At 72.1% G+C, this 25,731-nt stretch carries 23 protein-coding genes; 10 read left to right on the top strand and 13 right to left on the bottom strand.

Features of this window, described 5'->3' with window-relative positions; all coding sequences use genetic code 11:
• Nucleotides 1–23: 23 nt before the first annotated feature.
• From ABD743_RS37730 to ABD743_RS37690, 9 genes are all read right to left on the bottom strand, one after another.
• Nucleotides 24–944, bottom strand: coding sequence for an ornithine cyclodeaminase family protein (locus tag ABD743_RS37730; RefSeq protein ID WP_344728367.1), 921 nt, complete (start codon nucleotides 942–944; stop codon nucleotides 24–26).
• On the bottom strand, nucleotides 941–1,942 hold the full coding sequence (locus ABD743_RS37725; protein WP_344728365.1) for a proline racemase family protein: 1,002 nt from the start codon (nucleotides 1,940–1,942) through the stop codon (nucleotides 941–943). Before ABD743_RS37725 ends, ABD743_RS37730 begins: the two co-directional genes overlap by 4 nt.
• Before the next feature lie 2 nt (nucleotides 1,943–1,944).
• Complete coding sequence (locus ABD743_RS37720; RefSeq protein ID WP_344728363.1) at nucleotides 1,945–2,853, bottom strand: dihydrodipicolinate synthase family protein; 909 nt, start codon at nucleotides 2,851–2,853, stop codon at nucleotides 1,945–1,947.
• Nucleotides 2,850–4,280, bottom strand: coding sequence for an FAD-dependent oxidoreductase (locus ABD743_RS37715; RefSeq protein WP_344728361.1), 1,431 nt, complete (start codon nucleotides 4,278–4,280; stop codon nucleotides 2,850–2,852). The genes ABD743_RS37720 and ABD743_RS37715 overlap by 4 nt, the downstream gene beginning before the upstream one ends.
• Nucleotides 4,261–4,539 (bottom strand): (2Fe-2S)-binding protein, encoded by a 279-nt coding sequence (locus ABD743_RS37710; protein ID WP_344728359.1) that lies wholly within the window; start codon nucleotides 4,537–4,539, stop codon nucleotides 4,261–4,263. Before ABD743_RS37710 ends, ABD743_RS37715 begins: the two co-directional genes overlap by 20 nt.
• Nucleotides 4,536–5,699, bottom strand: a complete 1,164-nt coding sequence (locus ABD743_RS37705) for an NAD(P)/FAD-dependent oxidoreductase (protein WP_344728357.1) — start codon at nucleotides 5,697–5,699, stop codon at nucleotides 4,536–4,538. The genes ABD743_RS37710 and ABD743_RS37705 overlap by 4 nt, the downstream gene beginning before the upstream one ends.
• A gap of 61 nt (nucleotides 5,700–5,760) precedes the next feature.
• Nucleotides 5,761–6,831 carry a DUF2891 family protein gene (locus ABD743_RS37700; RefSeq protein WP_344728355.1) on the bottom strand — a complete coding sequence of 357 codons (1,071 nt, stop codon included), beginning with the start codon at nucleotides 6,829–6,831 and terminating at the stop codon, nucleotides 5,761–5,763.
• Nucleotides 6,815–7,801 carry a DUF979 domain-containing protein gene (locus ABD743_RS37695; protein WP_344728353.1) on the bottom strand — a complete coding sequence of 329 codons (987 nt, stop codon included), beginning with the start codon at nucleotides 7,799–7,801 and terminating at the stop codon, nucleotides 6,815–6,817. The genes ABD743_RS37700 and ABD743_RS37695 overlap by 17 nt, the downstream gene beginning before the upstream one ends.
• Nucleotides 7,788–8,495: a DUF969 domain-containing protein gene (locus ABD743_RS37690; RefSeq protein WP_344728351.1), complete on the bottom strand. Its 708-nt coding sequence runs from the start codon at nucleotides 8,493–8,495 to the stop codon at nucleotides 7,788–7,790. The genes ABD743_RS37695 and ABD743_RS37690 overlap by 14 nt, the downstream gene beginning before the upstream one ends.
• A 451-nt stretch (nucleotides 8,496–8,946) precedes the next feature.
• Between ABD743_RS37690 and ABD743_RS37685 the strand changes: the two genes are divergently transcribed.
• From ABD743_RS37685 to ABD743_RS37650, 8 genes are all read left to right on the top strand, one after another.
• The gene (locus ABD743_RS37685) at nucleotides 8,947–9,900 is read left to right on the top strand and encodes an ABC transporter permease (protein ID WP_344728349.1); all 954 of its coding nucleotides are present in this window, start codon (nucleotides 8,947–8,949) and stop codon (nucleotides 9,898–9,900) included.
• Nucleotides 9,897–10,805: an ABC transporter permease gene (locus tag ABD743_RS37680; protein ID WP_344728347.1), complete on the top strand. Its 909-nt coding sequence runs from the start codon at nucleotides 9,897–9,899 to the stop codon at nucleotides 10,803–10,805. The genes ABD743_RS37685 and ABD743_RS37680 overlap by 4 nt, the downstream gene beginning before the upstream one ends.
• The gene (locus ABD743_RS37675) at nucleotides 10,802–11,809 is read left to right on the top strand and encodes an ABC transporter ATP-binding protein (protein ID WP_344728345.1); all 1,008 of its coding nucleotides are present in this window, start codon (nucleotides 10,802–10,804) and stop codon (nucleotides 11,807–11,809) included. The genes ABD743_RS37680 and ABD743_RS37675 overlap by 4 nt, the downstream gene beginning before the upstream one ends.
• A complete protein-coding gene (locus ABD743_RS37670; RefSeq protein WP_344728343.1) occupies nucleotides 11,806–12,819 on the top strand; it encodes an ABC transporter ATP-binding protein in 1,014 nt (337 codons plus the stop codon). Before ABD743_RS37675 ends, ABD743_RS37670 begins: the two co-directional genes overlap by 4 nt.
• Nucleotides 12,820–12,857: 38 nt before the next feature.
• Nucleotides 12,858–14,636, top strand: a complete 1,779-nt coding sequence (locus ABD743_RS37665; protein WP_344728341.1) for a gamma-glutamyltransferase family protein — start codon at nucleotides 12,858–12,860, stop codon at nucleotides 14,634–14,636.
• Between the two features lie 125 nt (nucleotides 14,637–14,761).
• Complete coding sequence (locus tag ABD743_RS37660; protein ID WP_344728339.1) at nucleotides 14,762–16,363, top strand: ABC transporter substrate-binding protein; 1,602 nt, start codon at nucleotides 14,762–14,764, stop codon at nucleotides 16,361–16,363.
• Nucleotides 16,364–16,444: 81 nt separating this feature from the next.
• Entirely contained in the window at nucleotides 16,445–17,752 is a 1,308-nt protein-coding gene (locus ABD743_RS37655; protein WP_344728338.1) for an alpha/beta fold hydrolase, read from the top strand.
• 80 nt (nucleotides 17,753–17,832) lie between these two features.
• Entirely contained in the window at nucleotides 17,833–18,456 is a 624-nt protein-coding gene (locus ABD743_RS37650; RefSeq protein WP_344728336.1) for a helix-turn-helix domain-containing protein, read from the top strand.
• Here ABD743_RS37650 and ABD743_RS37645 read toward each other — a convergent pair.
• The 4 genes from ABD743_RS37645 to ABD743_RS37630 form a co-directional block, all read right to left on the bottom strand.
• Nucleotides 18,440–19,081: a LysE family translocator gene (locus tag ABD743_RS37645; protein ID WP_344728334.1), complete on the bottom strand. Its 642-nt coding sequence runs from the start codon at nucleotides 19,079–19,081 to the stop codon at nucleotides 18,440–18,442. The two genes, ABD743_RS37650 and ABD743_RS37645, sit on opposite strands and share 17 nt — an antisense overlap.
• A gap of 55 nt (nucleotides 19,082–19,136) precedes the next feature.
• The gene (locus ABD743_RS37640) at nucleotides 19,137–20,366 is read right to left on the bottom strand and encodes a metal-dependent hydrolase family protein (RefSeq protein ID WP_344728332.1); all 1,230 of its coding nucleotides are present in this window, start codon (nucleotides 20,364–20,366) and stop codon (nucleotides 19,137–19,139) included.
• A 70-nt stretch (nucleotides 20,367–20,436) separates the two neighbouring features.
• The gene (locus ABD743_RS37635; RefSeq protein ID WP_344728330.1) at nucleotides 20,437–22,158 is read right to left on the bottom strand and encodes a hydantoinase B/oxoprolinase family protein; all 1,722 of its coding nucleotides are present in this window, start codon (nucleotides 22,156–22,158) and stop codon (nucleotides 20,437–20,439) included.
• Nucleotides 22,155–24,197, bottom strand: a complete 2,043-nt coding sequence (locus ABD743_RS37630; RefSeq protein ID WP_344728328.1) for a hydantoinase/oxoprolinase family protein — start codon at nucleotides 24,195–24,197, stop codon at nucleotides 22,155–22,157. The genes ABD743_RS37635 and ABD743_RS37630 overlap by 4 nt, the downstream gene beginning before the upstream one ends.
• Nucleotides 24,198–24,379: 182 nt before the next feature.
• Here ABD743_RS37630 and ABD743_RS37625 point away from each other — a divergent pair, with 182 nt between their 5' ends.
• Complete coding sequence (locus tag ABD743_RS37625) at nucleotides 24,380–24,709, top strand: putative quinol monooxygenase (RefSeq protein WP_344728326.1); 330 nt, start codon at nucleotides 24,380–24,382, stop codon at nucleotides 24,707–24,709.
• The gene (locus ABD743_RS37620) at nucleotides 24,706–25,722 is read left to right on the top strand and encodes a sugar ABC transporter substrate-binding protein (RefSeq protein ID WP_344728324.1); all 1,017 of its coding nucleotides are present in this window, start codon (nucleotides 24,706–24,708) and stop codon (nucleotides 25,720–25,722) included. Before ABD743_RS37625 ends, ABD743_RS37620 begins: the two co-directional genes overlap by 4 nt.
• The last annotated feature ends 9 nt before the right edge of the window (nucleotides 25,723–25,731 follow it).

Below are 25,731 nucleotides of genomic sequence, written 5' to 3'. Positions count from 1 at the left end.
GCCGAGGAAGCTACACAGGAAGATCAGACCGCCGCATGGACGGCGGCGGCGAGCACCAGGTCCTGCCATGCCATCCCGACGCTCTTGAACAGCCGCGGCCGGGACGGGGGAACGGGCACCGCGCCCCGGACGACCTCGGCCAGGCCGACGAGTGTGTCGGGGTCGAGCATGCCTGCCTGCACCGGCCCGATCACGTCGCCCGCCTCCCGCAGCGCCGTCGACCGGTCCTCCACCACGACGGTGGAGGCGCACACGGTGGTCGCGTCGACCTCGGCGGCGTCCGGCTCGTGCGAGCCCACGGCCACCACGGTGGCGCGCGGGCGCAGCCGTGCGCCGTCGAACAGCGGCGTGCGCGCGGTGGTGGCGCAGACGACCAGGTCGGCGCCCGCCACGTCGGCGGCCGTGCCCACGCGGGCCGTGAGTCCGTCCCCCGCCGCGGCTTCGGCGAATGCGCGGGCCCGGCCCTGGTCGCGGCCCACGACGACGACCTCGTCGACCGGCCGCACCGCTCGCATCGCGGCGAGGTGGCTGTGCGCCTGCGGCCCCGAGCCGAACACGAGGAGCCGCCGCGCGTCCGGCTCGGCGAGCGCGTCGACGGCGACGGCCGACACCGCCGCGGTGCGGATCGCGGTGAGCAACACCGCGTCGACCATCGCGAGCGGCGTGAGCGTCTCGCCGTCGAGCAGCAGATAGGCGCCCTGGATGCGCGGCAGGCCGCGCTCGGGGTTGCCGGGAGCGACGGTGGCCAGCTTGACGCCCGCGTACCTGCCCCAGTACGCGGGCATCAGAAGCAGCTGGCCGTGCGGTACCGGCACCACGGAGCGGGCCGGACCCGCCGCCGGGTCGAGCCCGGCGCGCAGCGCGTCGCGGATCGCGGCGATCGCGCCGGGCATCGGGAGCGCCCGCTCGACGGCCGCCGCATCCAGCACCGCGGGCACCGTCACAGCTCGAAACCCTCCGGGAACGGGTCGGCGGGGTCGAGGAAGTACTGCGCGGTGCCGGTGATCCAGGCCCGACCCGTGATCGTCGGGACGACCGCGGGCAGGACCCCGACCGTCGTCTCCTCCACGAGCCGCCCGACGAAGTGGGTGCCGATGAACGACTCGTTGTCGAAGTCGGTGTCCATGGGCAGCTCGCCGCGGGCGTGCAACTGTGCCATGCGGGCACTGGTGCCCGTGCCGCACGGCGAGCGGTCGAACCAGCCCGGGTGGATGGCCATCGCGTGCCGCGAGTGCCGCGCCGTGGAACCCGGGGCGGCGAGGTAGACGTGGTGGCAGCCCGCGACCTCGGGGTTCTCCGGGTGCGCCGGGCGGTCCTTCGCGTTGACGGCGTCCATCATCGCGAGCCCGAAGTCGAGCAGCCGCTGCTTCTCCGCCCGGTCGAACGGGATGCCGACCTGATCGAGGTCGAGGATCGCGTAGAAGTTGCCGCCGAAGGCCATGTCGTAGCGCACCTCGCCGTAGCCCTCGACCACCACCGTGCGGTCCAGGCCGAGGGCGAACGACGGCACGTTCCGCAACGTGACAGCCCGTGCGACGCCGTCCTCGACGGCCACCTCGGCGACCACGAGCCCGGCGGGGGTGTCGAGCCGGATCGTGGTGACCGGCTCGGTGACCTCCACCATCCCGGTCTCCACCAGCACCGTCGCCACCCCGATGGTGCCGTGCCCGCACATCGGCAGGCAGCCGGAGACCTCGATGAACAGCACGCCCCAGTCGGCGTCGGGCCGCGTGGGCGGCTGCAGGATCGCCCCGCTCATCGCGGAGTGCCCGCGCGGCTCGTTCATGAGCAGCTTGCGGACGTGGTCGAGGTGCTCCATGAAGTACCGACGGCGGGCGAACATGGTGTCGCCGGGAATCACGCCCATGCCACCGGTGATCACGCGCGTCGGCATCCCCTCGGTGTGGGAGTCGACGGCGTGGAAGACGCGTTTCGCGCGCATCGTCAGGTCAGTCCCTCGGCGACGGCCTTCTCGGTGGCCTGGCGCACGGTCTGCTCCTGCTCCGGGGTGAGCGCCACGCGGGGCGGGCGGCACGGGCCACCGTAGCGGCCCACGACGTCCATGCTCAGCTTGATGGCCTGCACGAACTCGGTGCGTGAGTCCCACCGCAGCAGGGGATGCAGCGACCGGTAGAGCGGCAGCGCGACGTCGAGATCCTTCGCCGTCGCGGCCTCCCAGAACCGCACCGTGGAGCGCGGCAGAGCATTCGGATAGCCGGCGATCCAGCCCGGCGAGCCCGCGATCGCAAGCTCCAGCGACACGTCGTCGGCGCCGCACAGGACGTCGAGCCCGGGCGCGAGCTCGCCGATGCGGTAGATCCGGCGCACGTCGCCGGTGAACTCCTTGACCCCGACGATGAGCCCCTCACCGTGCAGCTCGGCGAGCAGCTCGGGGACGAGGTCGATCTTGGTGTCGATGGGGTTGTTGTAGGCGACGATCGGCAGGCCGGCCTTCGCCACCTCGCGGTAGTGCTCGACGACCGCACGCTCGTCGCCGCGGTAGGCGTTGGGCGGCAACAACATCACTGCCGCACAACCGGCCTCGGCGGCCTGTTCCGCCCACCGGCGCGCCTCCCCCGCCCCGTAAGCGGCGACACCGGGCATCACGGTGAAGCCCTCCGGCGCGGCCGCGACCGCGGTGGTCACCACCCGCGCCCGCTCCTCGGGCGTCAGGGTCTGGTACTCCCCCAGCGAGCCGTTCGGGGTGACGCCCTGGCAGCCCTCCGCCGCCAGCCAGGCCACGTGCTCGGCGAAGGTGTCGAAGTCGGGGGCGAGCACCCCGGACTCGGACGGCCGCAGCGGCAGAGCGGTGGCCACCAGGACTCCGTGCCACGGTCGAGTGGGTGCGGTCATCGGTCCTCCGGAAGGTCGTCGGTCGGGTCCATACCTGCGGCGACGCTCCCGAGCGTCACCGGTTGTGCGATCGGGCGGGAGGCGGTGCCGAGGAGATCCTGCGCGGTGACGGCGCGGCCGCACTCCCGCGCCACCAGGCCTGCGGTGGCATACCCGCAGACCCGGCCCTGGCAGAGCCCCATCCCGGGGCGGGCCAGCAGTTTCACGGTGCGCGCTTCGGTGGCGCCGAGCTCGGTGACGGCCGCGCGGATCGCGGACACCGGCACCTCCTCGCAACGGCACACCGTCGTGTCCCCGGTGAGCCAGTGCGTCCAGCCGGTAGGCACCGGGTGCGCGTCGTGCATCGCGGTGGCGAAGGCGCGCAGCCGGTCGCGGCGGCGCCGCAGCCGGGCGAGGACGCCGGGGTCGAGGGGGCCGTGCGCTGCGTGCAGCCCGGCCAGCTGCCCCTCCACGAGCGACAGCGCCGCCCCGCCGACCCCGCACACCTCGCCTGCGAGGAACACGTCGGGCTCGGACGCCTGCTGCCGGTCGTCGGCGACGGCCACCAGGCTCCCGTCGGCGTCGAGACGCGTGGCGCAGCCCAGCTGCAACGGGATCTCCAGCTGCGGGGTGAAGCCGTAGCCGACAGCCACCGCGTCGCACTCCAGCACCCGCTCGGTGCCCGGCCGAACGTTCCATCCGGCGTCGAGACGGGCGACCGTCACCGCATCCACGCCGTCGCCGCCGCCGTGCGCGGCGATCACCGCGGTGCGGGTCCGGTAGGGCACGCGGTGCCGCAGCAACGTGCGCGCGTACCCCGCGCCCTCCGCGAGTTTGCCGACGTTGGCGAGCACCGCTGCCGGGTGGCGGGCGAAGCCGGTGGGCGCGCCCGCCTCGAAGACACCGACGACCTCGGTGCCCGCGTCCGCGAGCCCGGCCGCAACAGGCAGCAGGAAGGGCCCCGTGCCCGCGACGACGACCCGTCGGCCCACCGCTACGCCGTGGCCCTTGAGCAGGGCCTGCGCCCCGCCCGCCGTGTAGACGCCGGGCAGTGTCCAGCCGGGGAACGGGAGCTGGCGGTCGTAGGCGCCCGTGGCGACGACGAGCGTCCGGCAGCGGATCCGGCGCGGTACCGATCGACCGTCCACTGTGGTCGTGGTGTGCAGGGTGAAACCGCTGCCGGTGCGTTCGACGTGCCAGACTGCGTGGCCGCCGAGCAGGTCGGGCCCGGCAACCGCGGCGCGCAGCCGCGTCAGCTCGGGCCAGTGGTGGTGGCCGCTGCCGTCGTCGCCGTCGCGGTGGCGCCAGAACTGCCCGCCCACCCGCGTGCCTGCGTCCACCAGCGCCGTTCGCGCTCCGGACGCCCGCGAGGCGACCGTGGCGGCGAGCCCGGCCGGCCCGGCACCGAGCACGGCGACGTCGTAGCTCTCACCGGGTGAGGTGCTCACGGCCCGTCCCCTCCTGGTGCTCGATCCGGTCTCCCGGCCGCACCTCGGTCAGGCACGCCCGCTGGTTCGGTCTGCCGTTCACCATCACGAGGCAGTCGAAGCACACCCCGATGCCGCAGAACGCGCCGCGCGGCTCGCCGCCGACCCGGGTGGTGCGCCACGACCGCCGTCCCGCGGCGATCAGCGCCGCCGCGATGCTCTGCCCCGGTGCGGCGGTGAGCTCGGCGTCGTCGAAGACGAAGCGGATCTCCGGCGTCATGCCACCTCCACGGTGAAACGGTCCGGCCGGAACGGGGCCAGGTCCAGGTCGGGCTTCTCGCCGGTGAGGACCTGTGCAATGAGGTGGCCCGTGGCGGCGGACAGGCCGATCCCCGCCCCCTCGTGGCCGCAGGCGTGCACGAGGCCGGGTGCCCGCGGATCCTCGCCGATCACCGGCAGATGGTCCGGGCAGTACGGACGGAACCCCAGGTAGCTGCGCAGCAGCGTCACGTCGGAGAGGAACGGGAACAGGCCGATCGCCTGCGCGGCGAGCCGCTGCAGCACCGCGACCGAGACCCTGCGGTCGAAGCCCACCCGTTCCCGGCTCGCGCCGACGAGAACGGTGCCCGCGCGTGTGCCCTCGACGACCACCGACGTCTCGAGGCCGGCGTCGCCGCTCGCCACGTTGGCGACGTAGTCGGCGGAGTAGACCTTGTGGCGCACCACGGCGGGCGGCAGCGGCTCGGTCACGAGGATGAAACCCTTGCGCGGCAGCACCGGGACGTTCACCCCCGCCATCGCCGCCACCTCGCCGCCCCAGGTACCGGCGGCGTTGATCGTGTACCGCGCGGAGATCTCCCCTGCGCTGGTGGTCGCACCGATCACCGCACCGTCCGGGCCCCTCCGCAGGCCGAGGACCTCACAGCCGGTGCGCACGGTGGCGCCGCGCACGCGCGCCTGCCGCAACAACTCCGCCGCCGCCAGCATCGGCTGCACCTGCATGTCCTGCGGGTAGTACGCGCCGGCGCTCACCTCTCGCGTGAGGTTCGGCTCCAGCTCCGCCAGCTCGGCCGCGCTCACGTCGGTGACCTCGACGCCGTCAGCGCGCTGGGCTGCCACCAGCCCGGCGAGGCCGGCGGCAGCCTCGGCGGTCTGCGCCACGACCACCCCGCCCTTGGGCTCCAGTTCGAGGCGACCGGCGCCGACGCGCTCGCCGAGCGCGGCCCACAGCTGCACGGACAGCAGAGCCATCTCGAGCTCGGCGCCCGGCTCCTTGTCGGAGACGAGGATGTTGCCCTCTCCCGCGCTGGTGGTGCCTCCGGCGACAGGTCCGCGGTCGACGACCGCGACCCTCAGCCCGGCCTCGGCGCAGTGGTACGCGCACGCGGAGCCGACCATGCCTGCTCCGATCACCAGCACGTCCGCAGTCACCACAGGCACGCCAGTACTATGTCACATGGCACGGGATTTCCGGGACATTTTCCGGGCGGCCCGCCGCCACTCAGCTCGCCCGCGCGCCCCCCTCGATGGACTCCATCGCCTCCCACGCGAAGGTCGCGAGCCAGTGCGTCGAGTAGTACTCGTCCGACACGCTCGCGGCGAGCCCCGCGCCGAGCAACGCGGGGACACACGCCCGCAGTCTCCGCGCCAGTTCACCCGCGTCGCCGTCGTCGGGGAGAGCACCGGCGATACGCGTGGCCGCGCCCGCGCGGAAGAGGTCGAGGCCGTAGAGGTGAGTCTGATGTCCGTCGTGCGCGTCGAGCACCGTGACGGGGCGGAAGATCGGGCTCTCCGGCGCGGTACCGCCGAGGAACCCGACGCACCACGAGACGAACTCCTCGGCCGGCAGCACGAGCCGCATGAGGTCCGCCTCGGCGAAGCCGGGTGAGAGGAAGTCCTGCCCGCTGCGCTCCCAGTCGGCGGGCCAGTCCCGGTCGCCCGCGAACCAGCGGCGCGCGGCGCCGGAACAGGCGGCCTCGAGATCGGCGAGCCCCAGTGTCCGCGCCGACTCGACGATCAGCGTGAGCGCGAAGGCGGAGTTCGAATGCACGCCGTGGCGCACCGGCTCGGGCACGCTCGTCGTCCACGCCGCGACGAGTCCCGCCACCGTCCCGGCGAACGCGGTGGTCGCCGTCGCCAGCGCCCGGACTGCCGGAACCGGCGAGGTGGCGACCTCCGCGGCCAGCCGAAGCGCCCACGCCCAGCCGTACGGTCGTTCGAAGTGCGGGTGCGCGGTGAGGTAGGCGGCCTCGATCTCCAGGTTGGCGGCGGTGAGGTTCTCCGCGAGGAGCGCCTCCAGCCGGGCGCCCACGGCCTCGTCGACGCCGAATGCCAGCAGCCGCGCCGCCAACCAGTGCATGTGCACGCACGAGTGCCAGTCGTAGGACGTGGCGAACGCCGGGTGCAGCTCGATCGGCAGCGCGCGGTCGTCCTCCCCCTGGGTCTCGTGCTGCGTGGCGTACGGGTAGCGGCGCGACAGGTTCGCGACGACGACGGCGGCGAAACCGTCCGCCCAGCTCCGTCGGTCCGTCGGCGTATCGGTGGGCAGCAACAACTCAGAATGCGACGACATACATCACTCCGATGTTCACCAGGAGCACGAGGCCGGCCGTCGGCAGTTGCGCCTTGATCGGGCCGTACTTGTCCTTCATCTCCAGCAGGGCGGCGGGCACGAGGTTGAAGTTCGCAGCCATCGGCGTCGCCAGCGTGCCGCAGAAACCCGAGAGCATGCCGATAGCGAAAATCGGCGCCGGCGCGCCACCGAACGTCTGCACGAGCACCGGCCAGCCGACAGCGGCCGTCATGATCGGGAACGCTGCGAAGGCGTTGCCCATGATGATCGTGAATGCGGCCATGCCGATCGCGTAAACGGCGACCGCGGCGAGGAGTGAACCCTCGGGCAGCACCCAGCCTGCGATCGTGCCGACCGCCTTGCCGACGCCTGCCTGCGTGAAAAGGCTCCCCAGCGTCGAGAGCATCTGCGGGAGCAACGCCGCCCAGCCGATCGCCTCGAGCAGGCGGCTGCTCTCGCGCAGCGGAACGCCGAACGACGGCGGCGCGGCGGGCGACGGCGGCCGCAGGAGCCGCATCGCCACCAGCAGCGCCACGATCGCGCTGATACCCAGGCCGGTCAGCGTGGCGCTGCCCTCGGCGAGCAGCGGCTCGCCCCCGATGCTGATCAGCGGGCCGACGAGAGCGATCAGCACCGCGACGACCGGCACGACCAGCGCGGGCACGAAGAGCTTGTTGCCGAAGCGCTCGGCGAGACTCGTGCGCTCCTCGGGGGTGGTGGTCCGGGCCTTACCCCGCCCGACACGGCCGAACCCGGCGAGCACCACCATCACGAGCACCACGATGCCCAGCAGCCACGCGGGCGCCTGGCCGCTCTGCACGAACGTCCCGTAGAAGAAGCTGATGCCCAGGAGCCCCCAGAACGCGGCGCTGCCGAGGCGGCGCGGGTGCTCGGTGTCGCGCAGGATGTGGACGGCGATCGCCACGAAGAACGCGCCGATGAGCCAGTAGAGCCATTCAGCTGTCAGCACTGGCCGTCTCCTTCTCCTGAGCCGATGAAGCGGCCATCCGCGTGAGCTTGCGGTCCAGCCACAGCAGCTGCGGGGCATGGATCAGCAACGCGGCCACGCCGGTCGGGATCGCCCAGAGCGCGAGGTCGATGGGTTCGAGGGCGAGGCCGTAGGTGGTGTCGACGAAGCTCGTGATCAGCAGGATCGAGCCGATCGCAACGAAGATGTCCTCGCCGAAGAACACGCCGACGGTGTCGGCCGACGACGCGTAGCCCTTGATCTTGTCCCTCATCCGCAGCGACAGCGGGCCGTACCGCTCCAGCGCCGCCCCTTCGGCCATCGGGTAGATCAACGGCCGCACGGTCTGCGCGGGGCCGCCGATGCTGTTGAGCCCGACTGCCGCGGTGACCTGCCGGATGACCATGTAGCCGGCCAGGATCCGTCCGGTCGTCATGGCCTTGAGGCGAGAGATCAGCCGCTTCGCCTGCTCCTGGAGCCCGTACCGCTCGATCAGTCCGATCACCGGCAGCACGATCACGAACGTCGTGACCGATCGGCTGCCTGCGAAGCCGGTGCCGAACGCGTTGAGGATCTCGACCGGCCCGATCCGGGCGATCGCAGCGGTGGCGATGCCGGCGACCGTGACCACCAGCAGCGGGTTGATCCGGAGTGCGAACCCGATGACCACGAGTCCGACGCCGATCAGGACGTACATGCTTCCCCGATTCGATCTTCACGAATGTGGCATGTGATATTGCACTTTCGTCAGACGGTCGGGCAACAGTCGTCCCGAGGGAGAAACCGGATCGTCACAACGCCCGTCTCCGCCACGGAGGGCCTCACATCCGGAAGCCCGCAGGTCGGGCAGTACGCGAGCGGTACCGGCGTCCCCGGGAGGCCGAAGTCGCCGTCATCTGTTCGTTACATCGAACGCCGGGAGCGCTAGGTGAGGGCCGACTAGGCCGTACGTCCGGTCGGGCACCACAATCGGCGCAAGGTGTTGACTCTCCGTATCAAGATCCCTAGCCTCCCGTTCACTTTATCGAACGACGGCGAGGTCAGACATGCCATCACAGCCGGACGTGAAACAGGCAGGCGCGAGCAGGCCGGTGCGTCCCGGAACACCGCACCCGCGCTTCGCACCCTCCGGTACGACGGGCTGACGGATGGGCGTCTTCATCGTGCGGCGCGTGCTCGCCGCCCTGCTCACGCTGTTCATCGCGAGCATCGTCGTGTTCCTCGGAGTGCGTGCGCTGCCCGGTGACCCGGCGCTCGTGCTCGCCGGGGAGAGCACCGACGAGGCCACGCTGGCGGCGATCCGCGAGCAGTTCGGGCTCGACGACCCCCTGCCCGTGCAGTACTGGAACTACGTCAGCCAGGCGGTGCAGGGCAATTTCGGGCTCTCCACGCGCGACCGCATCCCGGTGGCCCAGATCATCATCGAGCGACTGCCCGTCACGATCGAGCTGACGGTGCTCGCGGTGGTCGTCGGCCTCGCGATCGGCGTTCCTGCCGGGATCGCGTCCGCGGTCCGCCGCGGCGGCCCGGCCGACTACGCAGCCACAGGGCTGGGCCTGTTCGGCCTCTCGGTCCCCCACTTCTGGCTCGGGCTGCTCGCGATCCTGGTCTTCTCGGTGACGTTGCGCTGGCTCCCGGCGTCCGGGTTCGTGGGAATCGCCGAGGACCCGCTGGAGAACGTGCGCCGGATGGTGCTCCCCGCCGTCGTGCTGGGCACGGGGTTGTCGGCGGTGCTGATGCGCCAGACCAGATCGGCGTTGCTGGGCCAGCTCTCTGCCGACTACGTGCGCACGGCGCGCTCGAAGGGCGTGTCCCGGCCACGCGAGGTCCGCCACGCCCTGCGCAACAGCCTCACCACCGTGGTCACCGTGCTCGGCCTGCAGTTGGGTGCGCTGATCAGCGGCGCCGTCGTGACCGAGACGATCTTCGTCATCCCCGGGTTCGGGAAGTTGATCGTCGACGCCGTGCTGGCCCGCAACTACCCGGTGATCCAGGGAGCCGTGCTCGTGACCGTCGCCGGGTACGTGCTGATCAACCTGCTGGTGGACCTGACCTACGCCTACCTCAACCCGCGACTGCGTCTCACCGGAGCGTCGACATGACCGACCCCAGCGGACCGCTCCTCCTCGAGGAGGCCGCGGACAGCGTGGCGCCGCCCCCGGTGGCCACGGCCTCGCGCTGGCAACGCATCCGCCGCCGATTCCTGCGCCGCAGGCTCGCGATGCTGGGCCTGGTGCTGGTCACCGCGTTCGTGCTGCTCGCCGTGATCGGGCCCCTGCTCACCGGAGACCCCGAGGAGCAGGATTTCTCGACGACGCTCGCCGGGCCGTCGGCGGTGCACCTGCTGGGCACCGACGACCTCGGCCGCGACGTGCTGTCCCGCATCGCCCACGGCGCGCAAGTCTCGCTGCTCGCCGGGGTGCTCTCCACCGCGCTGGCCCTGCTCCTCGGCGTGCCGATCGGGTTCCTCGCCGGCTTCTACCGGGGATGGCTCGACCCGGTGATCATGCGGATCAACGACGTGTTGCTGGCCTTCCCGTTCCTCGTGTTCGCGGTGGGGCTCGCCGCCATCCTCGGGGCGTCGCTGCGCAACGTCGTGATCGCGCTGGCGGTGGCCCAGATCCCCGCAGTGGTGCGGATCGCGCGGGGTGAGGCGCTGATGCTCCGCGACCAGGACTTCGTGGCCGGGGCGATCGCCGACGGCGCCCGCGACAGCACGATCCTCTCCCGCTACATCCTGCCGAACACCATGAACGTGTTGATCGTGCAGGCGACGGTCGCGATCCCGGGCGCGATCATCGGCGAGGCCACGCTGAGCTTCCTCGGCCTCGGTGTACAACCCCCGACCCCGTCGTGGGGGACGATGCTCACCGACGCCCAGCAGTACCTCTCGCAGGCGCCGCAGCTCGCGCTGTTCCCCGGCCTCGCGATCGCGATGGCCACACTCGGGTTCAACCTCCTCGGCGACGGACTGCGTGACGTCCTCGACCCGCGGAGCGCCCGGTGACCGCCGCCGCGAGCGCAGCCGGACCGCTGCTCGACGTGCGGGACCTGCGCGTCACGTTCGCCACCGACGACGGCCCTGTGATCGCCGTCAAGGACGTGTCGTTCACCCTGGAGCGGGGCGAGATCCTGGCCCTTGTCGGCGAGTCCGGATGCGGGAAGTCCGTCACCGCGATGGCCGTGCCCCGGCTGCTGCCCGACGGCGACGTCACGGTGGAGGGCACCGTCACGCTCGACGGCGTCGAGCTCACGTCGCTGCCGGAGCAGCGGATGCAGGAGCTGCGCGGCAAGGACGTCTCGGTGGTCTTCCAGGAGCCGATGACCTCGCTCAACCCCGCGTACACCATCGGCCGACAGATCGGCGAGGTGCTGCAGCAGCACGAGCGGCTCAGCAGGCGTCAGGTGCGCGAGCGGACCGTCGAGTTGCTCGCACTGGTCGGCATGCCGGACGCCCGCCGCCGTGCCGACTCCTTCCCCCACCAGCTCTCCGGCGGTATGCGCCAGCGCGTGATGATCGCGATCGCGGTGGCGTGCAACCCCAAGGTGCTCATCGCGGACGAGCCGACCACCGCACTCGACGTCACCGTGCAGGCCGGCGTGCTGGACGTGATCCGCAAGTTGCGCGACGAGCTGGGCACAGCGGTCGTGCTCATCACCCACGACCTCGGGGTGGTCGCCGACGTCGCCGACCGCGTGGTGGTGATGTACGCGGGCAGGCGAGTGGAGCAGGCGCCGGTCGCCGAGGTGTTCGCACGTCCGCAGCACCCCTACACCGTCGGCCTGCTGGGCGCCCTGCCCGGCCGGGCCCGGCTGGTGGACGGCAGGCGGCGGCTGACGGAGATCCCCGGACTGGTGCCCGCGCCCACGTCCGACCCCGACGAGTGTCAGTTCCACCCCCGCTGCCCGCGCGCCACCGAGGCCTGCCGCGGCACCCGGCCGCTGCTGGAGCCGAAACAGGCCGGCCACCTGGCGGCCTGCCACCACCCCGGCCCGGGAGGTATCCAGTGACCGGCGAGAACCCCGTGCTGGTCGTGCGCGACCTGCACAAGCACTTCGCCGGCGGGTCGCGGCTGCGCGGCGGCCGGCACACCGTGCGTGCCGTCGACGGCGTCGATCTCACGATCGCGCCCGGCGAGGTGCTCGGCCTGGTGGGCGAGTCGGGCAGCGGCAAGTCGACGGTGGGGCGCTGCATCGCGCGGCTGGAGACGCCGACGTCGGGCACCGTCGAGCTGCTGGGCCGCGATGTCTCGCGGATCAGCCGCCGGGAGATGCGGCCGGTACGGCGTGACGTGCACGTCGTCTTCCAGGACCCGTACTCCTCGCTCAACCCGCGCATGACCGTCGGCCAGATCGTCGGCGAGCCGCTGCGGCAGCACGGCGAGGGCGAGCGCCGGGACCGGACGCGGCGGGTGGGCGAGATGCTGGAGCGGGTGGGCCTGCGCGAGCAGATGCGCACCCGCTACCCGCACGAGCTGTCGGGCGGCCAGCGCCAGCGAGTGGCGCTGGCCAGAGCGTTGGTGCTCGGCCCGCGGCTGCTGGTGGCCGACGAGCCGGTGTCCGCACTCGACGTCTCGGTGCAGGCCTCGATCCTCAACCTGTTTCTGGACCTGCAGCGAGACCTCGGGTTCTCGTGTCTGTTCATCACCCACGACCTGTCGGTCGTCGAGTTCATCAGCGACCGGATCGCCGTGATGTACCTCGGCCGGATCGTGGAGACGGCGAGCCGGGAGACGTTGTTCGCCGATCCCCAGCACCCGTACACGCAGGCGCTGCTGTCCGCCGCGCCCGTACCCGACCCGGCCGACGCCAGGCGCCGGGACCGGATCGTGCTCAGCGGTGACCTCCCCAGCCCGTCCGACCCCCCGTCCGGTTGCCGGTTCCACACCCGCTGCCCGGTCGCGGTCGACCGCTGCGCCACCGACAACCCGCCGCTCACGGGCGTAACGGCACCGGACCACCCGGTGGCGTGCCACCTCGTGACCGCGGAGTCCGGACGGCCACGCGTGGCCGCGCCATGACCGCAACGAACGACCGGAAGCCCGACAAGAGGAGTCCCGTGTTCACCACCCGTCCCGAAATCACCGGCGACATCGGCATGGTCGCGAGCACCCACTGGCTGGCGTCGTCGGCCGGGATGTCGGTGCTCGAACGCGGCGGGAACGCCGCCGACGCCGCCGTGGCGGCCGGGTTCGTCCTGCAGGTCGTCGAACCGCACCTGAACGGGCCGGGCGGCGAGGTGCCCGCGCTGGTCTGGGACCCGAGCACCGCGGACGTGACGGTCCTGTGCGGCCAGGGGGTCGCGCCGCAGGCGGCGAACGCGGGTGTGTTCGCCGACCTCGGGCTCGACCTGGTGCCCGGCACGGGGCTGCTCCCGACCGTGGTCCCGGGGTCCTTCGGCGCCTGGCTGCTGATGCTGGAGCGCTGGGGCACCTGGCCGTTGCGCGACGTGCTGGAACCCGCCGTGCACTACGCCGAGCAGGGCCACCCGATGCTGGAGCGGGTGTCGCACGCGCTCGGCACGGTCGCCGAGATGTTCACCAGCCGCTGGCCCACGTCGGCCGCCACCTGGCTTCCGGGCGGAGCCGTGCCCGCACCGGACGCCCGGTTCGCCAACCCCGTGCTGGCGCGCACCTACAAGCGGCTGATCGAGGAGGGCGAGGCCGCGGGCGGAAGCCGCGAGCGGCAGATCGCCGCGGCCCGCGACGCCTGGTACCGCGGGTTCGTCGCGGAGGCCGTCGGTGAGTTCTGCGCGAACACCGAGGTCGTCGACACGTCCGGACGCGCGCACTCCGGGCTGCTCACCGCCGACGACCTCGCCCGGTGGGAGCCGACGTTCGAGAAGCCGGTGACGCTCGACTACCACGGCTACACGGTGTGCAAGACCGGCCCGTGGGGGCAGGGCCCGGCGCTCCTGCAGCAGCTCGCGCTGCTCGACGAGCTGGATCTGGCCGCCGCCGAACCCGGCTCGGCCGACTGGGTCCACACGATCATCGAGACCGCGAAGCTCGCGATGGCCGACCGTGAGGCCTGGTACGGCGACCCGAACCACGTCGACGTTCCGCTCGCCGACCTGCTCGACCCCACCTACGCCGCAACCCGCGCGAAGCTCGTCGGCACCGACGCGTCGTACGAGCTGCGGCCGGGCTCCCCCGGGGGACGGACGCCCCGGTTGCCCGGCGCCCGCGCGGCCGACGTCGCCGCGGCGGTCGCGGCCGGCGTCGGGGAGCCGACCCTCACCCCCGACGGCGAGGTGCGCGGCGACACCTGCCACATCGACGTCGTGGACCGGAACGGGATGATGATCTCGGCGACGCCGAGCGGCGGCTGGTTCCAGAGCTCGCCGACGATCCCCGCCCTGGGGTTCTGCCTGTCCACCCGCGGTCAGATGTTCTGGGCCGAGGACGGGCTGCCGGCCACGATCCGGCCCGGCGCCCGCCCGCGTACCACCCTCACCCCGTCGTTCGCGCTGCGTGAGGGCAAGCCGTGGCTCGCCTTCGGCACCCCGGGCGGCGACTACCAGGACCAGTGGTCGATCCAGCTGTTCCTGGCCATCGTGCACGGAGGGATGGGCCTGCAGCAGGCCATCGACTTCCCGATGTTCCACACCGACCACGTCCGCAGCTCCTTCTACCCGAGGGAGGCGGTGCCGGGCTCGCTCGTCATCGAGGACCGGCACGCACCGGACGCGCTGGCCGATCTGCGCGCCCGCGGCCACGACGTGCAGGAGGTCGACGGCTGGTCGCTGGGGCGGCTGTCCGCAGTGGCCCGCGACGGCGAGTGGCTACGGGCGGCCGCCAACCCGCGTGGCTCCCAGGGCTACGCGGTCGGGCGGTGAGCACCGCACCCCCCTCCGGCGGCTGACCCGCCGCAGTCGACCCCAGCCCCACGCCGCGGGCTCCCCGTTGCCCGCGGCGTGGCTCGCCCTGCCCGCAAATCCCTTTCCTTCCCCCGGAGGTTCCCGTGAGAGCACGACGTTGGATCGTGGCGCTCGCCTTACCCCTCGTCCTCGCCGCCTGCACCACACCGGGTGCGAGCAGCGGCGCGAACGCATCAGGCGGCGCGGCCGCCTCGGGCGGCGCGGCCGCCTCGGGCGGCACGCTGGTGATGGCGCTGTCCGCCGAACCGGACGTGCTGGACCCGACGCTCGCCAACACCTTCCCCGCGCGCATTGTGTTCACGTCGTTCTGCGAGAAGCTCTACGACACGAACGAGACCCTGAGCCTGGTTCCCCAGCTCGCCGCCGACGTACCGCAGGTCTCGCCCGACGGTCTGACCGTCACCATCCCGCTGCGCCAGGGCGTGAAGTTCAACGACGGCACGCCGTTCAACGCCGAGGCCGTCAAGACCTCGCTGGACCGGCACCGCACGCTCAAGGGCTCGGCACGCACCAAGGAGCTGGCCTCGGTGCAGGACGTGACGGTGGTCGACCCGAACACCGTGCGGCTGACCCTCAAGTACCCGTTCACCCCGCTCGGCGCGCAGCTCGCCGACCGCGCCGGGCTGATCATGTCGCCGACCGCGCTGCAGCAGCTGGGTGACAACTTCGGCACCGCGCCGGTCTGCGTCGGGCCCTTCAAGTTCCAGTCCCGGACGTCCGGCAGCGAGATCGTCTTCACGAAGTCCACGGACTACTACGACGCCGACAAGGTGAAGCTCGACGGCGTCACCTATCGCATCATCACCGACCCGAACGTGCGGCGGGCGAACCTGGAGTCCGGTGACGTCCAGGCGGCCGAGCGCATCACCGCGACCGACGCCATCGCACTGAAGAACAGCCCCGACGTGACGATCCAGGACGTCGACACGATCGCCTACCAGGCCGTCAGCATCAATGTCGGCAACACCACCGGCACCGCGACGCCGACCGGCCAGGCCACTACCCCCTTGGGACAGTCGGCGCTGCTCCGCGAGGCCTTCGAGCTGAGCCTCGACCGCAACGCGATCAACAAGGTCGTCTTCGCCGACTCGAACGCCGTCGACTGCCTCCCGCTGCCGCTGCAGAGCCAGTTCCGGCCGTCGGACCCGCAGTGCACGCCCTACGACCCGGAGCGGGCACGCCAGCTCATCGCGCAGTCCGGGGTGCCGACGCCGATCCCGGTCAACCTGATGGTGCCCGCAGGCAATGAAGGCCCGCGCACCGCCGAGGTGATCGCCGGGATGGCGAAGGACGTCGGGTTCGACGTGCGGATCAACCAGCAGGAGTTCGTCTCGGCGCTCTCCGCGGCGCGGGCCGGTCAGTTCGACGCGTTCCTCATCGGCTGGTCCGGCCGGATCGACCCGGACGGCAACATCAACGACCTCGTGACTACCGGCGGCTCCAACAACTTCAGCGGCCTCTCCGACCCGCAGGTCGACGATCTGGCCAAGCGGGCCGCCGCGGCCACCGACCAGGCCGAGCGCGCCGATCTCTACGGCCAGACGATCCGGCGGGTCAAGGAGCTGCGGTCGGTGATCTACCTGTACCACGACGCCTGGTTCCTCGGGACGTCGAAGAACCTGCAGGGCGTCGTCTACTACCCGGACGGCATCCCGCGCTTCAAGACCGCGTCGCTCGCCGGGTGACGCGGTCGGGGCCGGGTGGTGTCAACGGCGCCACCCGGCCCCGCCGCGCCCCGGAGAGGATCTGACGAGAAGGAGGACGGGATGGCCGTCGTCAACGTCACCACGAGCCCCGGCTTGCGGGTCACCGACCATCGCGTGGACGTGCCCGTGGACTGGGCACGCCCGGATGGCGAGACCCTGCAGGTCTTCGCCCGCGAGGTCGTGGACCCCGCGAAAGCGAACGAGGACCTGCCGCTGCTGCTGTTCCTGCAGGGCGGCCCGGGTGGAAAGGGCCCGCGTCCGCAGCGCGACGGGTGGCTGCCCGTGGCTCTGCGGACCCACCGTGTGGTGCTGCTCGACCAGCGGGGAACCGGGCGCTCCAGCCGGGTCGACGGTGCGGACATCTCCCGCTTCGCCGACCCCGCCGACGCTGCCGCGTACCTGCGCTGCTTCCGCGCCGACAGCATCGTCGCCGACGCCGAGCACCTGCGGACCACGGTCTACGGGGGACGGCGCTGGGAGACGCTCGGCCAGAGCTACGGCGGGTTCATCACCCTCACCTATCTCTCACAGGCCCCGCAGGGCCTCGCCGCCTGCTATGTCACGGGCGGGCTTGCGTCGCTGGAGCCGTCCGCGGCCGAGGTCTACCGCCGCACGTACCCGCGCGTGGCCGCGCGGGTACGCCGCTTCTACGACCGGTACCCCGCCGACGCCGACCTCGTCGCGGCGGTCGCCGACCACGTGGCCGCGTCCGACGTGCGGCTCCCCGACGGGGACCGGCTGACGGTGCACCGGCTGCAGGCACTCGGCGGCGACCTCGGCATGGCCCCGGGCGTGGACGAGCTCCACTGGCTCTTCGACGAGGCATGGGCCGACGAACGGCGCGCCGACCGGCTCTCCGAGACGTTCTGCCGGCAGGTTGCCGAGCGCACCGCGTTCGCCGACAACCCGCTCTTCGTCGTGATGCAGGAGAGCATCTACGGCCACGGCGCCGACGGGCCCGCCACGGGCTGGGCGGCGGCCGCGGAGCGCGAGCGCCACTCGGAGTTCGCCGAGACGGCCCGGCCGCTGACCTTCACCGGCGAGATGATGTTCCCCTGGATGTTCGCCGAGATCAGGGCCCTGCGCCCGTTCGAGGCTGCGGCGCACGCTCTCGCGACCACGCCCGGCTGGAGCGACCTGTACGACCTCGAGCGGCTGGCAGCGAACGACGTGCCGGTGGCGGCGGTGGTCTACCACGACGACCTGTACGTCGACGCCGGGCTGTCGCTGCGCACGGCCGAGCACGTCGGCAACTGCGAAGCGTGGGTGACCAACGAGTACGAGCACGACGGGCTGCGCCGCGACCCGGCCGTGCTGGAGCGGCTGCTGGACCGGATCCGGGACCGCGGCGGACCGCTCACCGGATGAGCGGCACAGGCACCGGGAAGGGGCCGGCCAGGAGAAGGACCCCGGGCTGGGTAGCGTTTCCTCCCGACGAAGGAGGTCGCATGGCCCGGGAACGAGCCGGTGAGGTGCTTGCGGCCAACCTGCGGCTGTTGCGGGAGGAGTCAGGGCTCTCGCTCTCGGAGCTGGCACGGCGGTCCGACATCGCGAAGGGCACGCTCTCCCAGCTCGAGTCGGGGGCGGGCAACCCGACGATCGAGACGGTGTTCAGCCTGTCGAGCGCGCTGCAGGTTCCGGTGTCGTCGCTGCTCTCCCAGCGCATCGACCCCGACGTGGTGCTCGTGCGATCGGCGGACCTGGAGGTGCTCAGCAGCAACGCAGTGGACCTGCGGATGCTGCGCAGGCTCGACATCACGGCCGAGGTGGTGGAGGTCTACGACCAGCGCGTGCGGCCCGGGGAGACTCAGCAGTCGGCCGGCCACCACGGTCGCGAGCACGTGATCGTCACCGGGGGCAGCCTGCTCGTCGGCCCGCCGGACAACCCGTTCGAGCTCGGTCAGGGCGACTACGTGTGCTTCCCCGCCGGCCGCCCGCACATCTACCGCAGCCTCGGCGGCCCCGTCACCTCGGTGCTGCTCCTGGAGTACCCCGCCGACGCCGGACCGCCCACCGTCGCCGGGTGCGCGGTGCCACGCAGCGAGCCCACCGTGGTCAAGCCCGTGGGGTGAGGGCGAGGCGAGCGCCGAAGGCGATCAGGACGCCTCCGGTGATGCGGTCGGTCCAGCGCACCGCGGTCGACCCCGCCAGGCGGTCCTTGAAGAATCCGGCTCCCACGACGAGGCTGCACGACCACACGGTCGCGATCGCGCAGTGCACCGCCGCCAGCAGCAGGCCCATCCACAACGGGGAGACGCCGTCGGGCACGAACTGCGGGATCATCGCGATGTAGAAGACACCGACCTTGGGGTTCATCAGGTTCGTCGCCAGCCCCAGCGTCAACCCGCGGTGCAGCTTCGGGCTCGACGGTCCCCCGGGGACCACAGTGGGTGCGCCGTCCTGGCGGCGGAAGCTCTTCCAGAGCATCGAGGCGCCCATCCAGACCATGTAGGCGGCGCCGAGGATGGTCAGGACGCGGTAGGCCGACTGGCTCGCGGCGAGCAGCGCCGCAGCGCCCGTCGCCGCCGCCACGCCCCAGATCAGGGTGCCGACCTGGATTCCGGCGGTGGTGGCCAGCCCGTATGCGCGGGAACGCGCCAGCGTGCTGCGCAGCACGAGCGCGGTGTCCAGTCCCGGGATGACGGTGAGGAGCCCCGCGACGACGGCGAACTGGAGCACGGCGTCTCGGAGCGTCACCGGGAGACCCTATGTGGATGTCCGCCGGCGCCATGATCAGGTCCTACGCAGCGATTCAGGAGCCATGCTCCTGTTCCCCGGCCGCCACCCCGGCCTTGATCACCAACGGCGGCCGCGCGGGAGCCCACAGCAGCGACGGGTCGGCGAACGGGTCGCCGTCCACGACGAGCAGGTCGGCGACACAACCGGCCTGGACCCGACCGAGATCCGGGCGCCCGAGCAGGTCGGCGTTCACGGAGGTGGCCGCCTGCAGAGCGCGCGCCACTCCCTCCACCTCGGTCTGGAGACGGAGCCCACCGAGCTGCTCGTCCTCCAGCACGCCCATCAGATCGGTGCCGAACCCGATCCGCACGCCGGCGGCGCGGGCCAGCTCCACGGCGGCGCGGCCGGAGTCGAGCACCTCCTGGTTCTTCGCCTGTCCCACGGGCGACAGCCCCACCTCCGCACCGCGCCGGTTCATCGCGTCGTAGGTGATGAGCGTGGGCACCAGGTAGGCGCCGTGCTCGGCCATCGACGCAGCGGTCTCGGCGTCGAGCAGGTTGCCGTGCTCGACCGACCGGACGCCGTTCTCGACCGCGTGCCGGATCGCCTCCGGCGAGTACGCGTGCGCGGCGACGTAGCTGCCGCGGCGGGCGGCCTCCTCGGTGACGGCGCTGATCTCCTCCGCGGAGTACTGCGGGACGCGGATCGGGTCCGTCAGCGAGACGACGCCTCCCGAGGCCATGATCTTGATGGCATGTGCGCCGCGGCGGAAGCGGTCGCGCACCGCGTGCCGGAGCGCGTCCACGCCGTCGACCACCTCGTTCATGTGGGCGTGGCACCCGCACAGGTCGCTGTCGGCGCTGCGGGCATCGCCGTGCCCGCCGGTCTGGCTCAGCGCCGGCCCGGTGAAGAGGTAGCGCGGCGATCGGAGCAGCCCCTCGTCGATCGCCGCTGCGAGACCCGCGTCGCCGCCCGCCACGTCCCGCACGGTCGTGAACCCGCGGGCCAGCGCGCTCGCCAGCCGACGCGCGCCCGCCAGCGCCACGTAGCTCAGCGAGCGCGACTCGATGCCGAGCAGGTCGAGGCCGATCCCGTACGCGTGGAAGTGCGCGTCGATCAGGCCGGGCAGCACCGTGCCGCCGCGTGCGTCGATCACACGGTCCGCCGTGGCGCTCGCGCCCGGTCCCACCTCGGTGATCCGCCCGTCGACGACATGCACGGGTCCGTCGGTCAGCTCCCCGGAGACGCCGTCGAAGACCCGCGCGTTCACGATCGAGAGCGATCCGCTCGCACGCTCGCTCATCGCAATCCCTCGCTACGCTCGGTCAGCGCTGCGCGAAGGCGCTGTGTCGATGATTCGCTCGCAAGCTCGCTCATGCGGCACGCTCCCGCAGCCGCGCCGTCGCCGCTGCGTCCACAGTGAACGTATCGGCGTCGATCACCACGCCGTAGTCGCGGGCTGCCGCCTGCACCGAGACGAAGCCGTTGCGCACGTCGCGAGCCACGCTCTCGGGCTCCCGCGTGAACGGATCGCCGAAACCGCCACCGCCACCGGTGTCGTTCACCAGCACCTCCCCCGCCTCGAGCCTGTTGTAGCTACCGCCCTGCACCACTTCGAGATCGGTACCGGGGTTGAGCACGATCCTGTTGTTCTCGCCCGCACTGCCCCCGCCGATCGGCCACGGCTTCGTCCGGGTCTTGTAGACCAGGCAGATTCCCGTGGAAGGTGCGGTGAAGCGGTAGGAGCGGCTCACGCCGACCCCGCCGCGGTGGCGCCCGGCGCCGCCGGTGTCGGGACGGTAGCCGTAGGACTCGATGAACATCGGCGCCTTCGTCTCCAGCACCTCGACGGGGTTGTTACGGCACCCGGGCTCCGACAGGTGCATCACGCCGTCCGCACCGTCGCCACCCGCGTGGCCGCCCATGCCCACGGCCTCGTTCGTCGCCTCCAGCCACGGCCGGCCCGTACGTGGGTCGACGCCGAGCCCCATCATCGAGCAGACGTCCCCGCCCGAGCAGGCAGGCACGCGCTCCGGCATGCCCTCGGCGAGTGCCTTGAGCACCACCTCTCCCGCGAGCAGCCCGGTCCACAGCGTGAACGTCGGCATCGGCGGCACGGCGTGCATCACCGAGCCCGGCTGGGTGACCACGCGCAGCGGGCGGAAGTTCCCCGCCACCACCGGGGTGTCGGGCGTGGTGAGCGCCTTGAACACGAGGCTGCACAGCGCCTCGGTCTGGCCCAGCGGGAGATTGATCGGGCCGCGCACGCCACTGTCGCTGCCCGTCCAGTCGATCACCATCTCCTCGTCCGTGACGGTCACGGCCACCTGCAGCCGGACCATCCGGTCGACGTCGACGCCGTCGGAGTCCACGAAGTCGTGCGCGCTCCAGGTGCCCTTCGGGAGCTTCGCCAGTGCGAGCCGGGCGAGGCGCTCGCCGTGGTCGTTGATCGCAGCCATCGCCCCGGCCAGCGTCTCGGCGCCGTACTTCGCGGCGATCTCCTGCACGCGGCGCACCCCGGTGTGGCAGGCCGACACCTGCGCCTGCAGGTCGCCGATCGTGCGCTCGGGCATCCGGCTGTTGAACCGGATGATGTTGAAGACCTCGTCGTTGCGCACCCCGGCGACGTAGAGCCGGGTGGCGGGGAAGAAGAGACCCTCCTGGTGCATGTCCGTGGAGTCGAGGACGTAGCCCGGATCCTTCTGCTTGAGGTCGAGCACGTGGATGCGGCAGGACGCGAAGCCTGCCAGCGCACCGTCGACGTGGATCGGGGCGAACACCAGCGGGTCGAGGGTGTGCGCCGAGGACCAGTACGGGTAGTTGAGCACGAACATGTCGCCGGGGGCCATCGCGTCGGCGCCGAGGAACTCCACGGCCTTCTTGATGCCGTGGTCGTTGCCCCGGGTGAAGATCGCGATGCCGGGGGCGTCGGCCACGACGTCGCCGCTGACGTCGTGCAGGCCGATGCCGTAGTCGTGGATCTCGTAGACGACGGTGTTGTAGGCCGTGCGACACAGGTTGCGGGCCATCTCCTCGGCAGCGGCCAGCAGGCCGTGGCGGATGATCTCCACGGTGATCGAGTCGGTGCCGGTCATCGGGCGGTTCCTCCCCGTACGGTGACGACGAGCTCGCCGTGCGCGCCGACGCGCAGGTGGTCGCCGGTGTGGATCACGGTGGTGGCGGTGTGCTCGGCGATCACCGCAGGCCCGGCGATCTCGTCGCCGGCGAGCAGGGCCTCCCGCGTGTACAGCGAGTACGGCACGGCCTGCTCCTGCGCCGACCGGTACACCGGGCGGCTGCCGTCGGGCTCGGGGCCACCCGACTCGCAGCGTGGCAGCAGCGGCAGCTCCGGCTTCTCGACCGCGCCGGTCGCGCGCAGCCGCAGCATGGTGACCTCGACCGGGTCGGTCATCGTGTGGCCGTACTGCCGTTCGTGCAGTCGGGCGAACACGCCCTCCACGGTCGCGCCGAACGCGGCGTCCGGGGCCGGGCACGGAACCGTCACCGAGTGCTCCTGGCCCGCGTACCGGACGTCCAGGCTGCGGGCGATCCGGCGGTCCGGCGACGCGAAGCCCTCGGCGTCGAGCGCCTTGTCCGCCTCCTCAGCCATCTCCGCGTAGACGGCCTCCACCTGGGCCGGGTCGAGGCCGGCGAGCGGCGCGACGAGCGTGCGGGCGAGGTCGTGCTGCACGTCGGCCATGAGCATCCCGAAGGCCGAGAACGCGCCCTGCCCCGGCGGAATGATGACCGTCGGCACGCCCAGCTCGGCGGCCACGTCCACCGCGACCAGCCCGCCACCCCCACCGAACGCGAGCAGCGCGAAGTCCTTCGGGTCGCGCCCCACCTCCACCGTGATGGCCCGGACGGCGCCCATGATCTTGGTGGTGGAGATTCGCACGATTCCGCCGGCGAGCGCAGGCACGGTCATGCCCAGCCGTGCCGCGATCGGGGCGAGTGCCTGATCGGCTCGCTCGGCGTCGAGCACCAGCCGACCGCCCAGCGGGGTCTCCGTGCCGAGGTAGCCGATCGCCAAGGCGGCGTCGGTGAAGGTCGGTTCGGTGCCGCCGCGCCCGTAGGCGGCGGGGCCGGGCACCGCACCCGCGCTCTGCGGCCCGACCTGGAGCGCACCGGCCTCGTCGAGCCGGGCGAGCGAGCCACCACCCGCGCCGATCGTGTGGATGTAGAGAGAAGGCGTGTTGATCGGCAGCTCCTCGAACTCGGCGCCCTGGTGCAGCACCGGCTCGCCGTCGAGGACCAGGGAGGCGTCCAGGCTCGTGCCGCCCATGTCGATCGTGATCAGGTTCGGCTCGCCGAGCATCCGGGCGAGCGCCGCCGCACCGATCACGCCGCCGGCCGGACCGGAGAGGATCAGGCTCACCGGCTGCTCACGGGCCCGCCCGACGGTCATCGCGCCGCCGCCCGAGCGGGTCATGAGGAAGCGGCCGCGGAACCCGTCACGTGTGAGGCTGCCCTCCAACTCGTGCAGGTAGCTGCGGACCACCGGCTTGACGTAGGCGTCGAGCACCGCGGTGCTCGTCCGCTCGTACTCGCGGTACTCCCGCGACAGCTCGTGCGACAGCGACACCGCAACACCCGGTGCGACCTCGGCGAGCACGTCGCGCATCGCCAACTCGTGGGCCGGGTTGGCGTAGGCGTGCAGGAACGCGACCGCCACGGCCTCGTAGCCGCGCTCGGCGATCGTCGCCGCCACCCGGCGGGCGTCGTCAAGGTCCAGCGGGACGTGCACCGAGCCGTCGTAGAGGCTGCGCTCCACCACCTCGAACGTGTCGTAGCGCTCCAGCAGCGGCGCGGGCTTGCGGTAGGTGATGTCGTAGTTCGTGCGACGGTCGGTGCGCCCGAGCAGGTAGACGTCCCGGAAGCCCGCCGTCCCGACGACGGCGGTGCGCGCGCCGCTGCGCGTGAGCAGCGCGTTCAGACCGAGCGTCGTGCCGTGCGTGAACATCGTGACGCCCGCTGCTCCCGCCTCGGCCACGTCGACGGCGTTCAGCACGCCCTCCGTCGGGGCCTGCGGGGTCGTCGGCACCTTGTCGAACCGCAGCCTGCCGGCCCGCAGCTCCACGACGTCGGTGAACGTGCCGCCGACGTCGATCGCCAGGCGGCTGGTTCCGTTCATGGTCGGTTCGCCTCTCTCGCCGGATCCGGGGCAGGCGGAGTATCGGAGTTTCCGGCGAGGAACGACTGTGTGACGGTGCACAGGCGCGGGGGCCGGCCCTGTGCGCGCAGCACAGTGACGCGTTCCCCATGACCGTCAGCATTCCTCCACCCGATCACACCCAACGGTGGAGGTGGCCACGGATGATCCGCAGTGTCCTGGCTCTGCAGGCCCGACCCGGCGCCGCCCGCGCCGTCGAGGAGCTCTACCGCGACCGCGGGATCATCGAACGATCCCTGCGCTTCCCCGGGTGCCGCAGCTCCGCGCTGCTGCGCTCGGTCGACGACAGTCCGGCCTCCCACCTCGTGGTCGCCGAGTGGGACGACGCCGACGCCTACGCCCGCTGGGTCGCCGACCCGTGGCGCGCTGCCGTCAGCGCCGAGCTCGCCGAGCTGCTCGAGACCCCACCCGGCTCTCCCGTCGTCGCCCGGCTGTACGAACCCGTCCCGCTCACCCCCGAGGAGCAGTCGTGAGACGCCCGCTCAAGCACCTGGCGCTCGCCGGCGCCGCACTCGCCCTGTCCGTGTCGGTCCTCTCGTGCAGCAGGCCCAGCACCGACACCACCGCCGCGGCACCGCCCGCCGCGGCGGACAAGCAGCTCAGCATCGGCTTCTTCGGTTTCGCGAAGGCCAACTCCTTCGCGCAGGCGACATGGGCCGGTATCCAGGAGTACGCGGCGGCCAACAACGCCACGGCCACCTTCCTCGACTCGAACTTCGACGGGCCGACGCAGGTCAACCAGCTGCAGGATGCCGTCACGTCCAAGCGCTACGACGTGGTGATCGTGCAGGCCAACGACGGCACCGCGATCGTCTCGGCGGTGAAGCAGGCCGTCGCGGCCGGCATCACGGTGGTCATCGAGTTCACCCCCGTCGGCGGGCGCTACGACACCACCGAGGCGCAGATCCCCGGCACCGTCAGCATCGTGGACGCCCCGACGATCAACGGCGAGGGCCTGGCAACGCTCGGTCTCGACGCCTGCAAGGAGGCGGCCGCGACGCCGTGCAAGGTGGCCTACCTGCAGGGCTTCGCCAACTACCCGCTCGACACCGCCCGCACGAACGCGGCGGTGGCTGCCCTGGAGAAGGGCGGCGCGCAGGTGGTGGCCAACGTGGTGGGCGGGTACACGCCCGACTCCGGCCGCGCCGCCTTCCAGAACGTGCTGCAGGCCCAGCCCGATGTGGACGTGGTCATCGGGTCGTCGCAGGCGATCGAGGGCGCGGCACCGCTCGCTGCCGGCAAGGACATCACGTTCGTCGGCAACGGCGGCTCGACGCAGGCGTTCGAGGGAGTGGCGTCGGGGGCCTGGTACGGCGTCTACGTCATCCCGGAGAAGGCCGAGGGCGCCAAGGCGGCCGAGCTCGGGCTCGCCAAGGCCAGGGGACAGCAGGTCCCGACCGCCACCGACGCGCGATCCCTGACCCCGTACGCGGCGCTGGGCACGAAGGCGACGCTGCAGGGGCAGACGGCGGACTACTCCGACTGACGAGGAGCC

Source organism: Pseudonocardia yunnanensis, assembly GCF_039534065.1.
Classification (GTDB): domain Bacteria; phylum Actinomycetota; class Actinomycetes; order Mycobacteriales; family Pseudonocardiaceae; genus Pseudonocardia; species Pseudonocardia yunnanensis.
Note: the sequence above shows the minus strand (reverse complement) of the source record. Positions and strands in the feature narration are given on the sequence as shown.